10 protein-coding genes and 1 CRISPR repeat array (1 of these 11 running past the window's edge) are annotated in these 15,538 nt (G+C 35.6%); of the genes, 4 read left to right on the top strand and 6 right to left on the bottom strand.

The window, feature by feature from the left end; translation table 11 throughout:
• A CRISPR array of direct repeats spans positions 1-3,194; the repeat unit is 23 nt; unit sequence TTTCTAAATCATCTGGGCGATGA (it extends 310 nt beyond the left edge of the window).
• Positions 3,195-3,296: 102 nt separating this feature from the next.
• The 5 genes from cas1f to F936_RS14845 are packed head-to-tail and all read right to left on the bottom strand — an operon-like array spanning position 3,297 to position 8,011.
• Positions 3,297-4,250 carry a type I-F CRISPR-associated endonuclease Cas1f gene (cas1f, locus tag F936_RS14865; protein WP_005048561.1) on the bottom strand — a complete coding sequence of 318 codons (954 nt, stop codon included), beginning with the start codon at positions 4,248-4,250 and terminating at the stop codon, positions 3,297-3,299.
• Positions 4,251-4,261: 11 nt separating this feature from the next.
• Positions 4,262-4,870 (bottom strand): type I-F CRISPR-associated endoribonuclease Cas6/Csy4, encoded by a 609-nt coding sequence (locus F936_RS14860; RefSeq protein WP_005048559.1) that lies wholly within the window; start codon positions 4,868-4,870, stop codon positions 4,262-4,264.
• Positions 4,871-4,872: 2 nt separating this feature from the next.
• On the bottom strand, positions 4,873-5,934 hold the full coding sequence (csy3, locus tag F936_RS14855) for a type I-F CRISPR-associated protein Csy3 (RefSeq protein ID WP_005048557.1): 1,062 nt from the start codon (positions 5,932-5,934) through the stop codon (positions 4,873-4,875).
• A 29-nt stretch (positions 5,935-5,963) separates the two neighbouring features.
• Entirely contained in the window at positions 5,964-6,848 is an 885-nt protein-coding gene (csy2, locus tag F936_RS14850) for a type I-F CRISPR-associated protein Csy2 (protein WP_005048554.1), read from the bottom strand.
• Positions 6,845-8,011, bottom strand: coding sequence for a hypothetical protein (locus tag F936_RS14845; protein WP_005048552.1), 1,167 nt, complete (start codon positions 8,009-8,011; stop codon positions 6,845-6,847). The genes csy2 and F936_RS14845 overlap by 4 nt, the downstream gene beginning before the upstream one ends.
• 980 nt (positions 8,012-8,991) lie before the next feature.
• Between F936_RS14845 and cas3f the strand changes: the two genes are divergently transcribed.
• The 4 genes from cas3f (at position 8,992) to F936_RS14825 (ending at position 15,121) form a co-directional block, all read left to right on the top strand.
• Positions 8,992-12,228, top strand: coding sequence for a type I-F CRISPR-associated helicase Cas3f (gene cas3f / locus F936_RS14840; RefSeq protein WP_005048546.1), 3,237 nt, complete (start codon positions 8,992-8,994; stop codon positions 12,226-12,228).
• 837 nt (positions 12,229-13,065) lie between these two features.
• A complete protein-coding gene (locus F936_RS14835; RefSeq protein WP_005048542.1) occupies positions 13,066-14,148 on the top strand; it encodes a hypothetical protein in 1,083 nt (360 codons plus the stop codon).
• Entirely contained in the window at positions 14,145-14,810 is a 666-nt protein-coding gene (locus tag F936_RS14830; protein WP_005048539.1) for an AzlC family ABC transporter permease, read from the top strand. The genes F936_RS14835 and F936_RS14830 overlap by 4 nt, the downstream gene beginning before the upstream one ends.
• Positions 14,807-15,121 (top strand): AzlD domain-containing protein, encoded by a 315-nt coding sequence (locus F936_RS14825; protein ID WP_005048537.1) that lies wholly within the window; start codon positions 14,807-14,809, stop codon positions 15,119-15,121. Before F936_RS14830 ends, F936_RS14825 begins: the two co-directional genes overlap by 4 nt.
• On the opposite strand, the gene F936_RS14820 is transcribed toward F936_RS14825, so the two are convergent.
• Complete coding sequence (locus tag F936_RS14820) at positions 15,122-15,505, bottom strand: VOC family protein (protein WP_005048536.1); 384 nt, start codon at positions 15,503-15,505, stop codon at positions 15,122-15,124.
• Positions 15,506-15,538 lie beyond the last annotated feature (33 nt).

Genomic DNA, 15,538 nt, shown 5'->3' with positions numbered 1-15,538 from the left:
CATCTACGCGATGAGTAACTTGCTTTCTCGGTCTATATCGATAGCTAACGTTTTCTAAATCATCTATGCGATGAGTAACCACCGAGTGTTAATCACTACTGGATCGCTAAATTTCTAAATCATCTATGCGATGAGAAACCTAAGGCTTCGCCAGTTTCGTATATATCTTCTTTTCTAAATCATCTACGCGATGATCAACAGACAAGCATCACCTCAACTTATCGCCTTGCTTTTCTAAATCATCTGGGCGATGAGCAACCGTGAAATGCAGCGGCAGTTTTCTATCGTCATTTTCTAAATCATCTGGGCGATGACGAACACAATGTGCTTTATGAGTTTTGGCATCCTCACTTTCTAAATCATCTGGGCGATGAGAAACTCAAAGCTCACGTTCAACAAAACAAAATGGTTTTTCTAAATCATCTGGGCGATGAGCAACGCAACAGCAGCTTGCTCTTCTAGTTTTTTATTTTTCTAAATCATCTACGCGATGACGAACTATTAAGACGCCGCGCCAAAGCCCTTGACGAATTTCTAAATCATCTGGGCGATGAGCGACACCATACGCATCAATCATATTTAAAGCTTGTGTTTCTAAATCATCTGGGCGATGAGCAACGTTATCAGAAAGGTATTTTTTACCATCTTCACTTTCTAAATCATCTGGGCGATGACGAACTTCCCAAAGAAGGTACTTGGCTGCTTGATGGTTTTCTAAATCATCTGGGCGATGACGAACCGAATGATCCCAATAGCAACAAATTGTTAGTTTTTCTAAATCATCTGGGCGATGACGAACACCGCAGAACTTAAAGCACGATTCATGGAATTTTTCTAAATCATCTGGGCGATGACGAACGCTGAAGAAGTTGAAATTATCGTATTTGCATGTTTCTAAATCATCTGGGCGATGACGAACAGATGGCTGCTGCAAAACGCTCAGGAGTGTAGTTTCTAAATCATCTGGGCGATGACGAACTGAACAAGCCACAGCAATGACTGGCTTATTAGTTTCTAAATCATCTGGGCGATGACGAACGAGATTAGCGTTGAGTATCAAAGTGTGGTTGGTTTCTAAATCATCTGGGCGATGACGAACCATCCAATCAGGCATTTTGCTAAACATATCGCTTTCTAAATCATCTATGCGATGAGCAACATCAAAGGCCATTTTTAAGGATCTAAGCACAATTTCTAAATCATCTGGACGATGACGAACAAGTTCGTACTGCCTATCGTAACCAATACATATTTCTAAATCATCTAGGCGATGAGAAACCTATCATTGCGCGCCAGAACGCATCAATTAATTTTCTAAATCATCTAGGCGATAATGAACGCGGCAACTTCTGTATGTGTCACACAAACACCTTTCTAAACCATCTGAGCGATGAGCAAAGGTGACTTTATGCAGACAGGCGGTGGTGAAATTTTCTAAATCATCTGAGCGATGATGAATGCAGAAAGACAACAAGACCGTGAACGCTTTTGTTTCTAAATCATCTGAGCGATGAGCAACACTTATTCAGAAAATGGCCGTTTCTTTTATGATTTCTAAATCATCTGAGCGATGAGCAACTCACGGCTGTATGACACAATGCAAACGGGGATTTTCTAAATCATCTGGGCGATGAGTAACATTAGGCTTTAAAAGTTGCTGAAAACCGACATTTTCTAAATCATCTGGGCGATGAGCAACACGATTTAAGGGATTTTGTAATCAAGGAGTAGTTTCTAAATCATCTGTGCGATGAGAAACAAAATTAAAAAATATGAACTTCTTTAATGAAGTTTCTAAATCATCTGGGCGATGAGAAACGAGAAGAAATGGAACAAGATAAAACGCCGTAATTTCTAAATCATCTGGGCGATGAGCAACTGTCGAGAGTTCGATCAACATAATCTTGAGCATTTCTAAATCATCTGGGCGATGACGAACGAAAGAAGCGCTCTACGGAACAAATATTTTATTTTCTAAATCATCTGGGCGATGAGCAATGGTGACTTCATGCAGACAAGCGGCGGTGAAATTTTCTAAATCATCTACGCGATGAGCAACGGGAATGTTGCAAAAGTTGCTGTTGATTTAAATTTCTAAATCATCTATGTGATGACGAAAATCAGACATAAATAAATATTGGTTTCTAGTTTTTTCTAAATCACCTGTGCGATGACGAATAGTGTCTATACTGAAATGAGCAAAAGGTTCATTTTCTAAATCATCTACATGATGAGCAACGCTTCCTGCAACGCTGAAATATTTGTACTGTTTTTCTAAATCATCTGTGCGATGACGAACGATGCAGGTCTCAAAGCTGCGAATAAAGCTGTTTTCTAAATCATCTGGGCGATGAGTAACCGGTTCATCATCTGCCGGGTAAACATCTTGAATTTCTAAATCATCTGGGCGATGAGTAACATCAGCAACAGACTTTGCATGTTCACGTGAATTTTCTAAATCATCTGGGCGATGAGTAACATAGATCTTACATATTTCAAAGTCGTGTTTCTTTTCTAAATCATTTGGGCGATGAGTAACTCAGGTGTGAGGGCTGGAGTCGGCGGGATCTGTTTCTAAATCATCTGGGCGATGAGTAACTTTTCCATATTGAAATGACGATGGTGGAGTGGTTTCTAAATCATCTGGGCGATGAGTAACTCACCATTTCAAATGTAATGTCTGCTTCACAATTTCTAAATCATCTGGGCGATGAGTAACAATTTCATTGACTGGCTCCAAGCTTTTACTTTTTTCTAAATCATCTGGGCGATGAGTAACTAGTTCTAATAGCGTTTACATCTCTTGGTATTTTTCTAAATCATCTGGGCGATGAGTAACTAATCAATACGGTTTCTGGAACCATCCTGAATTTTCTAAATCATCTGGGCGATGAGTAACCGACCGTACGCACCGCATCCGCCTTTTTTATTTTTCTAAATCATCTGGGCGATGAGTAACAAATTGCTATTGCTGAAGCTTCTCCGAGTGCTTTTCTAAATCATCTGGGCGATGAGTAACTTACGAATGCCCAAACTTGCATTGTCGCTTGCTTTCTAAATCATCTGGGCGATGAGTAACACGACGACAACGACGAGGAACGAGGAGGCGGATTTCTAAATCATCTGGGCGATGAGTAACGTCTACAACCTCATTAGCGATCTTTTTAACAATTTCTAAATCATCTGGGCGATGAGTAACTAGAGTTAAGTTCAAACAAAACTCTTAAAATCAATTATATAAGTTTTTAATGAGTGAAAATACTTCGCTATGAGGTACTTGGGTTAAATATATGATTTTATTTGATTTTACTACATATGTCAGTAATGAAGCTAAACATGTAATCTAAAATATCTTGGTCTTGGCATGTTTCAATAAGCTGCATTCGGAATTCTTTTTGATTTAATCCTTTTGCTGCACATGTAAAGGCGAGTGGCATCACAAAAGCATCTTTAACTAGATCAGCTAGGTCAAAGACTAGACCTCCACGACGTGTTTTACCGTGCAAAATAGGGAGGGCAAAGCTAATTCCCATTCCATTTAAAGCAACTGCTGCATAGCCATAGGCAATATAATTTCCATGATCGAGGTAGCTGTTGGCTATATCAGCAATAGTGTCGTGAGAGTTTTTTCCTTCATCACGAATAAACTCAACTCCAAAGCCTTTAGCAAGTTGCTTGTATAATGTTTTGGCCCAACGTCCTTCGGCTGCAAGTAATTCTTGTTGATTTTCGGAGCGATCAATATCTTGTTTGAACGTGTTTAAAGCATTTTCATCAATATAAATACCAGATTGAATCAAATCAAAATTCTTTTTCCATGATTGTGATACGAGGACAATACGTTCAAGTAATAATATTTTTGCCATGAGTAAGCGTGCGTCATCTTCTAACCATGCTCTCATCCAAATTTGCATATATTCAGTGGGGCGATATTCACTCTGGGGCGCTAAAAATGTTAAGTCTAATGATGAAAATAAAGGGGAACCGCCAGAACCGCAAAACCCAACCATGACATTAGATTCCGCTAAACGTCTGGCAGCCGCATCTGTTAATGAACTTCCTTTGCCAAGGAGTAAAAAGGCTGTGTTTTTCGCGGGAATATTATAAAAATATTCCACAGGTTGTGAGTTCTCCGTCAAGTAAACAATTCGATCATCTTTTAAAACGACACGAACTCTTTCTAGATAAAATACGCAGGCACGCTTTGAAAGCATAAGTGGACGGCTGCGTTCTTGACGGAGTTGACTCATATTATATTTCCTTAAAAGACAGGTAGGGCAAAAGGACTTTCCTTACGGGCAAGCCCATAGCTATCTGGCAGCCCGTATCCCGCGTTTTTACTCTCCTGAACATCAATAATGACTGTAAAACCATGACCTGTACTGCTGACCACCTGAAAGAAGGGCATTCCTTTGGCAGTTTTTAAGCGTCTATCTCTTAAAGGTTCATTTTGATGAGAAAGCTTTGTGCGTTCAGCTTTCTGAGTTGGAATACGAAACTTTCGATAACTTTTCCAACCAGAAATTTTGGCAGCAGGAACAGGAATTGCGACCCCTAAAACGGTATAGTCGCGAATTTTCCAGTGTCCTTTAATTGCCTCGATTAATTCATCTAACTCATCCTGTTTTTCTGCAAAAATTCGCAAAATATCAAAGTTGGGTTTAGCTGAACGACCATGTTTTTTTTCAAACAGTTCCTGCTTCGCTTTCAATTTATCGGATATCTCCAACGCAAGAGCGTAATGCGTAGGTAGTTTCCGAAATGCACCATGAATGACGGTGTAAATTTGATTACGAATATGGCCAAGTTTTAAATCCGTATCATCTGATGATTCAATAACACGGATATCCAGATAGTAATTGGCATCCATGATTATTCACCCTCGGAGTACACGCCACCACGAATTAAACACGCAATCAGGAACATGCCTTTGTCGCTGTTTACATCCAGTTCATCAATTTCTTTTAAAATATCGAATGCAGAAACTTTATCTTTACCTACGCGATAGAAAATCTGACCTTCTAGGTTTGCACCATTAGGCTCTACTGCAATAGGCTTTTCATCGTTTTCTTTAAACAATGGATACCAAGTATCAATTGTTCTTAGAGCATTTCCGATTTTTTGGTCACGTAAAGCAGCTTGCCCCAGATATTGGTTGTCATTTGCTTTGTGGTCTGGTTTTTTCGGTGTTAATTGATATAGAGATCGAGAGAAACCTTTTGGTTTATCTTCTAAGTAATTCTGAGATGGGAAAACTTCTACACCGCCCATTCCGAAGTCAACAATAGCTTCAATATGCAATGCAGCACTTGTTGATTCACCAGTAATTCCTTTTAACAAAATGTCTGCTAGTTTTTGTTCTTGTTCAGATGGTTGATCAAAACTTTTAAGGTTATAAAAAAGAGCATCAAAGCTAAATGTTTCAGGGTAGTCTTGAGCAGTCACTTGAATGGTAATACTTTCAGCGACAATACGGTTACGCCATAACCAGCGGCCATTCACGATATTACGTACATAACGACGTACAACTTCTTTTAGTCCATCGCTTTCTTTAGCGCGATTTACAAAATTTAAGAAAGCTTGGCGGAAATTATACTCTTCGGTTTTGTCAGCACCAGCTTTAGACGCACTTGCAAACAGCACATAGCTCAAGTCAATAAAACGGAAATCCCATTTCACCAAAAGTTTCGCTTTAGGTTGTAATTTTGCAGATTCGGTAAGCTGAATATTGGTGACTTCGCGAGCAAGTGAATTACCTGTTGCTGCCCCTTTTTCTTTGTTACCTGCTACGTTTTGAGTCCCTCGAATACCGTGATACATCACGTGTAAAGGCTCTTGTTTACCATCTTCAAATAAATTAAAAAAAGCCCCGTCACTCACCACTGTGCCACGTTGTAAAGAAAGGCTACCTGGTAATTTCTTAAAAATTGTCATGTGAAAAATTCCTTATGTTTAAAAGTGAGTTATGCATTGATGCAATTTTGTTTTAAAAGAAAAATATCATCTTGCGGCCAGTGGTAGGTCCACAATAATTTTTGCAAGTTATGCCAAGTGTCATCCTCAGCCTCAGTATTTTTCCTTAGAATCTCGCCTAAAGAAAAATACTGAACAATGCCGGTAAGTGGTTCTGCATAGGCATGTGCTGTCGTTTCCTGATCTTGGGCTTGACGAATACCTGCTCGTTGGTCTGTGAGTGGCTCAAGTAGGGCATAACCCAAATTAGTTGCCGATATCCAACTTAAATTTTGGTCATTAAAGAAAGTTCTAAGCGCATCTGCTTTTAATGCCAACAGTTGGGTAAATGCCTGAACTCGATTAATTTGTTTACGTTGCTGATACTCAATAAGCAAATCTTGTCGATCTAAAATGGCAAACCCAGTTTTGATTTTCTTTAAAGCTGTTTCTAATTCATTTTCAGCATGTGTCGTAATTTCTAAAAACTCGATAATTTGTCCGCCAGCAAAACGACTACGTTTCAGTATATTTGTTAGTTTTTCTGGACTAATGCGAGAGCTAGAAAATTTGATAACAAGGCTAAACTCTAAATGACAAGATGCGGTTGGTTGTAAAGACAACGCATATTTATTTTTAGAAGAATAGTCCTTTTTACCAATAAACACGGCACCACGACGTTGAGCAGGCGTAAAGCGCCCATAGGCTTGCCCACCTAAACGCTGTTGGTCATGATGAATATAAATAATGCCTTCTTCTTGAGTGCCTAATTGCCTTGCTAAATGATGTGCAAACATATTGGCTGCAAACAAAGGTACACCACCTAATAAGAAGCCATTGGTTTGCATATTTGCATTTTGTACTCGCATACGAGGAATAACGACATAACGACTCATCGAACAATCTCCCGTAAGCGGCGGGCGATATAACCTTCTGAATTGCTATCTAGGCTAATTGATACAGTTTCATTATTTATTTCTATATCGAAGGTTTCATTGGTGATTTTTCTAGCCAGATAATCTGAGAACTTTATTCTCCAGTTATCATCTCTTAGTTCTGGATCAATCAAACCTTGTAAAACAAACGAAAGGCTCGGATGAACCCAAAATGAAGGGCGCTCAATCTCTTCCATACTTGGTAGAATTGCTTCAGCTTCTTCTAAAATATTTTTTTGGAAAGTCGCTTGTCTTAATACATCTTTAGCAAGGATATTAAGGAAAATAATTTCCTGATCTCGAACATCCCGATTAGTAGAAGGAGCGAAAATCTCGAGGTCATGCCAATTTTGAATGGTATTCGTCGCGGTGATAATAAGTTGGCGATTTAAAATTTCTGACCACTCTTTAATCGCGTCTTTTGCTCGTTTAGTTCCATTAAGCAGTTTTATCTTACGAGATAGTCTTATAGTAAATCCGTTATAGAAAATCGCTAACGCTTGGCGTACTTTTTCACTTGCTTGAGGAGCATCAACTGTAATAGGGCGTTGCATTGAACGAACGAGGCTTCCGACATTTTGCGGATTGGCTCCGCCTATGCCAAAAATAGCAGTTTGAATGCGGTTGAACTCACTGTCTTTCTCTTTGCGTAATTCATTTACATTATCAACTTCTTGGTTCACAAGATAATTTACACCAGCAGCAGTAAGTGGACTAACTGAAACATATTCACCATTTTTTGGAATTAAAAGCTGGTGCATGCGTATATCAATATTTTCTGTACCTGATTGATACGGCTCATTAAAAACAGATGAAATGGATGGCTTGAGCTGTTCCACTTGTTGTTGAAACTCAGCTTCTTCTGTACTGATATCATTATCAATCATGGCAGCTTTTACGACTTTAAAAATAGAAGCCGTTTTACCTGCATTTGCCTGATAATCGGTTGGAATAAGGAAGTCTTCATTTAATAAAGTTCGAGCACTGAGATAAGGTAAATCAAGTGCTTGTTGTTTACTTAAACGAATCCCACCTTTTTCAATATTGGAATTAATCGTCTTTAAACTAAAGTGTACCGATTCTTCTAAAGCGTTTATAAAAATATCAGTTTGTGGTTCAGGCATTATCTTCCCCGTTTTTGTTATCTAGCCAATTTTTAACATATTATTTGAAAAATGAAAGTGTTGAAGAAACACTTAGCGTCATAAATTGTCGCCAAGTGTTTTGAACATTAAAGTGACTGGTAATTAATTTAAGTAAAGCCGACATTATTCATAAATATCGGCTTTAAATAGAGTTCTAGCTGGTATGACATGCATTACAGCAGTAATAACATCCGTTGATTCGAGCGTTAGGCCATCTTCTTCTTGCTGCCAAAACTGCGCTAAAGCAATTCAAATGTTCACCTAAATCTACTCTATTTTGAGGATATGGCATGAATGAGCAACCTGTTGTTAGGTTGTGAACTTCATAATCGCCATTTACTTGAACATTTTGATTGATAATGAATTTAGACATAGATTTTACTCCTCACAAATCGTAATGATTGAAGGTAGATCTACGCCTCGCTGTATAGCAGAATGAGACAAAAATTTGAAATGTTGTGCTATCATTTAGACAGTCCTCCGTAGTAATTGAACTCTGTGGAAATGGACAAGAGCAGATATGAAGTTTTCGACGGCTAAGTATCTGCTTTTTTTATGCCTATTTCTTGATCTAAGTATTAATGGATTAAATCATTATGTCAAGTCTGAAATTTTTAGTTTTCTAAAGAAATAGCATCTATATATTAAGGGTTGAATTTTATAATACAAACATAATTTTTTTATTATTCAGACTAAATCCATTTAAGCAATGGCAAAAATTCATTAAAAGAAACAGCATCTATAGATTAATTTCTCAACTACTTACGCAGTAGTGAACAAAGGCTATTATACAGAAATAGCTACAATTACTTGCAACTATTTGTTAAGTACAAATAAGCTAAAATATACTTTCAAAACGACATAAGCTGTCGCTCTAAGATTATATCTTTTTATTAAAACTTTCTCTTTTTAAAACAAAAGATTATATTTTTACTATATTTAAAATTTAACAATAAACTATGCATGTCATTTTCATCTCGGCTTGTGAAAAAAGAGCGTTAAAGAAAACAAGAGCAATCTTGGATAGCTATGCTATTCGTACAGGACATTCGTCTTGGCAAGCACCAATGACAATGGAAGGTTTAAAAGAAATACGTAGCGCATTAAAAAAAGTAGCCACTCGACAAACTGCGGTAGCCGCTTACATTAATTTTGGTGTGCGAAGAATGAAGCTAGCATGGGTTGTGGGAGCAAAACATAAATTTGCGAACGACGGTGCATATCCAGTTGCATCAACTAGGAAACAGCAAAAGTTACTGATGCTAGATGAATGGGTCAAAGTAAGTAGCTTGTTGGCTGGGGCGGCAGGAGACATGCATGATATTGGTAAGGCCTCACAACATTTTCAGAGCAAATTAAGTCCAGAAATGGCAGGGCAAAAAATTAGAGATGACATTAGACATGAATGGCTGTCTTTAAAACTATTACAACAACTCAGAAGAAATGGATGGGACTGGCAGCTTGCATGGAGGAATTTAGGTAAAGGTTTAGATAAATTTAGTTTAGGTGATCGACAAGAAATAGAACAGGGAATCCAAAATGAATTAGAAGCAGTCGATTATTTGGTTGTTACGCATCATGGCTTATTAGGAGTTGAAGAAGCTTTAAAAAATGATCCATTAGCCTTACCTCACTATGAAAATCATGTCCGGACATTGGTTCCAAGTCATGAGCAAATAACCAGTGCAGGTGATTTGCCAGACTCTATTTTTAAAAGCCATCAAAAACGTATGCAACGTTTAACTGCATTAATACCAAAACAAAAAACAGACCAGCTTTTATACTGGAAAGCCTTAGCATTGCATTCACGAGCAGCTCTGATTCATGCCGATCATATTGTCTCGGCCCAGCAATATTCTTTGCAAAAGCCTGAAAATGTATCGTTATTTGCAAATACAAAGCTTAAAAATATCGGCCAAGACAAGAAAGCAAAATTACAAGATCAGCCACTAGAATGGCATTTACACCAAGTGGGTGATCGGGCTTCACGAATCGCAGTTCAAATGATGACTGATTTGAGTTTATCAGGATTATCTGAGCAAACAGTTGAATACATCTGTCAGCCAACAACTCACCCGCGTTTCCAATGGCAAAATATCGCAGCAAATGCGTTGCAAAAAAATATACAGAAGCACCCTGAAATACCAGCATTGGTATTCAATATTGCAGGGACAGGAAGCGGTAAAACACGCATGAATTTGCGAGCTGCGTGTACTTTACGACCAGATGACCCAAGAATGGCGATTGCGCTTAATTTGCGTTCTTTAACCTTGCAGACTGGGCATGCACTTAAAACGTCGATGAATCTATCGGAAGATGAAATCGCCGTGATTATTGGTGATACTGTTACTCAGACTTTATTCGATCAAAGTAAAGAGAAAATTGAGTTTGTTGATGAAGATGAAAATCATCCAGAACCTATTTTTGATGCTTGGGGTGAGGACTGTGATTTACCTGAATGGTTACATCCATTATTTACGGCTGAAAAAAATGGACGCAAAGTTTTAGATCAAAAAGAAACTACCATTCTGGCTTCGCCATTATTAGTTTCAACCATTGATTATTTGATTGCAGCAGGTGAACCGCATCGACAAGGACATCACGTTAAGGCATTACTCAGAATTATGAGTAGCGACTTAATTTTAGATGAAGTTGATGGCTATGAATCTAAAGCACTAATTGCAGTGCTGCGCTTAGTTCAGTTAGCTGCGCTGTATGGTCGGAACGTTATTTGTTCGTCAGCAACCTTATCACTTACAGTTGCCAAAACAATTCATCGGGCTTTTGAGTCGGGTATGCAGATGCGGGCAGCCCTTTATGGTACAGAGAAAAAATCAATCGTTGCGATTATTGATAATGAACTTAAACCACAAGTCTGGTTAGAACGAACAAATCAAAAATCAGAATTTAATACAAACTACCAAAAGCATTTAGATAATTTACAAGTTCACTTGCTCTCTAAGCCTACTCATCGACTGGCTCAACTGCTTTCATTACCTGAAACTACGGTTTTATCATGGAAACAGTCAGTATTAGAAGCAGTTAACCAACTTCATCAAGAGCATGCATGGAATTTTAAAAAGACTGAAAAGAAAATTTCTTTGGGGCTTATACGGGTTGCCAATATTAAACATGCAATTCGACTTGCCCAATTTTTATCAGATCATTTACCTGAGGTAAAAGTAGCTTGTTATCATGCGAATGACTGGCTTATTTCAAGATTTTATAAAGAGCAACGTTTAGATCAGCTTTTAACACGTCATAAAGATGGTAAAAAAAGAAAAACTGGTAATGAGCAGATCGAACAAGATGATGAAATTATTGAACTCATTCAAAAATCTAATTCTTTAAATATTCCATTTATTGTGATTGCAACGCCTGTGGAAGAAGTCGGGCGAGATCATGATTTTGATTGGGCTATCATTGATGCATCAAATGTGCAGTCAATTGTACAAACAGCGGGTCGTGTTAATCGTCATCGATTAGAAAAAGTACAGCAACCCAATATTATGATTCCACAGTGGAATTATCGTTATTGTGAACGACGCGATATTGAAAAACTTAAGCAACAAAGTAAACAGCGCAGACCTGTATTTGTATACCCTGGCTATGAAGGATATGGTTCATCTGTAACATCAACTTATTCATCCCAAGATTTAAGCGAGCTTTTGCCGTGGGACCATCAATCTCAATTAGTCATTAATGCCCGTTTGCGTTTTGATCAAGTAAATTGTTTATTTGCAAAACTTGATGATCAACAAATAGGAAGTTTTTGCCAAAATTATTTTAATGATCAAGGGGAGCAGTTATTTTCTCGGTCGGATGTAGATGCAAGTATCATGACAGAAAATATTTATAATATAACGTCTTTACGAGAACATAATTATCAAGAAACCTATATGTTTGAGTGGGCTGAGAGCTTGATTGTTAAAAAACAAGTTTATGGTTTTGATGAAAAAGCGACTAAAACTTTAAAATATCCAAAATATGGTCTGGTGTGGGACCAAGTGAAGTTCGACGAAATTCCTGCTAAACCACAAGCATGGTTAGCACTCACGCTACAACAAATGAAAGATTACTGTTATGAGTACCAAATTGCTAATGAGCAAGGCTGCCGTATATCTTTAACACCTTACAATAGAGATGAAGTGCCTACTTGGTCCTATGATTATGGCTTTGGTGTTATGGAGAAATGAAAAATTTTGAATGAACTAACTATTTAAATTTATTTTAATTATCGATTATTAATAATTAATTTTTATTTAAATTGTTTCTTAATAAATCTCTGTATATGGTGAATTTGTTAGCATAAAACATGATTTTGTGAATAATCTCATATTCTTGATTATTATTAAAAATATCTAAAGTATTTATTGAAAAATATTTATTCACTATGTTTCAGACATACTCTTTAATTTAAAAAATAATTAAAACCTGCTAGAACAATGGTTTATTTAAAAATAAAACATAATTATATATATTAATATGTAACATTATATTTCTTTTCTTGAAAACAAGAATTTTAAAGGATATAAAACTATACAGATTTGTCTGTATATCTGTATTTAACTATTTATAAAAGGAAGTATCATCATGAAAAATCGTAAAAAAAATGCTGAATACCTAGGCACTTTGCTAGGTTAATTTAGTAACCGAAACAAAAACTATCAATCTTAAAAAGGAAGTACCATCATGAAAAATCGTAAAAAAAATGCTGAATATCTAGGCACTTTGCTAGGTTAATTTAGTAACCGAAACAAAACTATTAATCTTAAAAAAGGAAGTACCATCATGAAAAATCGTAAGAAAAATGCTGAATATCTAGGCACTTTGTTAGGTTAATTTAGTAACCGAAACAAAAACTATTAATTTAAAAAAAGGAAATTTCATCATGAAAAATCGTAAAAAAAATGCTGAATACCTAGGCACTTTGTTAGGTTAATTTAGTATCCTCGATAAAAATAGTATGTCTATATCCATAGACATACTATTTTTTAAAATTAATGAAAATAATAATTTAAAGGAATATGGTCATGGAAGTTATTAGTATTCGTCCAAATTTTATTAAAACTTTTAACAACCCAAATAATGATTATTTTTGTATAGTAACTAATGAATCTTTGGAAGATAAAATTAAAATTACTGATGATTCTAACTATATTGAAAGTAAGATTATTTTATATAAACCTAATGATAAATTTGAAAATTTATTGGAAAATGTAATACCTGAGAATTCTCATGTATTAGTTATTTCCCCTGATGTTTTTTTTCAATCACCTGATCAAAAACATATTGGAAATAAAAGAAAGTTAATTGCTATGGCATGCAATTCAACTCCAACAGATATAAATGCCATAAAACATTTTATGGAAATAATTGAAAATACTGATCCAGATAGCCAGCAAGAGTTTGCTGATAGATTTTTTGGTATTGGTGAAGATTCAGATTTTTTAAACTTTGTAGATCCAGTGAACAATACATTAGCGAAATTTAATCACTTAGATGAAAGCTATCTATGGAGTGAACAAGCTGGTCATTTAGGTTATGGGGAACAACAGTTAGCTCCTGCAGGAGAAATTAGTGTCTTACCTTTGAGAATTCAAGATTTTGATGAAACTTTACGTTTAGATTTTAACGGAACAATTGCATTACATGGGGTTCCCATTTTACATAATGGTACTGTTAGCTTCTTACGAGAAGATCAAAAAAGAATATTTGATCAACTTATAGAAATTAAACATAATCCTATTATTGCTACTGTTGAAAATGGAGTTATCACTGCGCTTAGTGATCCAACTGGCAAATGTCCGAATGCTCTAGATATGTTAAATAGTATGTTTAATGTAGATTCCAGATATAGAATTCTTTGGGAAATTGGGTTTGGTGTAAATACACACAATAAAATACTCGATGGAAACCAAGCTATGAATGAAACCTTTGGTAATACTGATGGTGCTATACATTTTGGTCTAGGTTTAACACCATACACACAATATCATTTAGATATAATTTGCCCAAATACTGTAGTGAAAAACAATAAGAATGAATACCTGATTGGGAAAGAAGGGAAAAAAATAGCACGAAATAAATCAATTGGATGTCCTTGTATAGAATGATAACTAATACATCATTGCTAAGCAGAACTATACCTGTTTGCTTAGCATTAACACCTATCGGTTTATTATTTGGTATTCTCGCTGGCCAGCAGAATCTTGATCATTATGAGGTTCTATTATTAAGTATTTTCGGATTTTCAGGGAGTGGGCAGTTTGCTCTCTTAAGTTTTTATCAGAATAACTTTGTAGATATTGGATATTTAACAGCCTTTTTACTTATATTAAGTATGAATGTTAGATATATTCCAATGACATTAATAAGTACTCCAAAAGATATTAAACTAAGTTTAAAAATATTTTATGGTCATATACTTTCTGATGAATCATTCGCTACTGAGAGATACACAGATACATATCATGATCATCTCAAAATCCGATTATATATTTTCTTTGCATGGGTGATATCTACTCTAGCTGGTCAGATATTATCATCATATATACCTGACTATATATTAAGTTATTTAAATGTATCATTTCCTATTTCTGCAATTTTATTCACTTTAAGCTTTATTAATATAAAACTTAAAACTACGAAAAAGAATATTAAAGTCATATTTGTTCTATTTTTGGTAACTACTTTATCTTTCTTTATTTTTGGAGAAAGGTTTTTTTGGATACCCGCAATTCTAACTAATTATATTATTTTTAGGAAATTTAAATGAACACAAAACTATTAATTGGTGTTGTAATATTATTTTCTATAAGTGTTATTGTCAGAATAGCACCTGCATTTGTAAAAAATAGACTAAATAGTGAAACACTGGATAATATTGAGCAAGTTTTACCAATATGTGTTTTTATACCTATGGCTGTATATTTTTTTATAACTGAAATACAGAAAAACTTTTTACCAGCTATTATTTCATTCATATTTATATTTATCTTGTTGCAGATTAAAAGTAATAATCTTGTGACGATTATTGGTTCTATACTGTTATTTATTTTTATTAAGAATTTTACAAATCTGAATTAATCACTCTCTTAAAACTGCTTCAATATTGTTACCGTCCATATCAATGAGAAAAGAGGCATAATAATTAGTACTATAGTTCAAGCGGTATCCTGGTTTTCCATTATCTTTGGCTCCAATTTCTAAACCCATTTTATGAAAAGAAATGACCTCATCTTTTGATTTAGCTGAAAAAGCAAGATGTACTTTACTACGGACACCGTCTTCTGAACTACTCGCTATCCAGAAATAAACTCTATTATTCATTCCAAAGCCATAAGCAATTATATTTTCATTATCATCTTTTCGTTTTTTTAAAAATTTGTATCCTATACTCTCTAAGAGATGGGTATAAAAATTATAAGCTAAATCTAAATTAGTTACTTTTAATTCAATGTGATCTATCATAGTTATAAATGTTAAATATAAAATCAGATTTAA

This window comes from Acinetobacter calcoaceticus DSM 30006 = CIP 81.8, assembly GCF_000368965.1.
Lineage (GTDB): Bacteria > Pseudomonadota > Gammaproteobacteria > Pseudomonadales > Moraxellaceae > Acinetobacter > Acinetobacter calcoaceticus.
The sequence above is the reverse complement of the archived record's forward strand: the minus strand, read 5'-3'. Positions and strand labels throughout refer to the sequence as shown.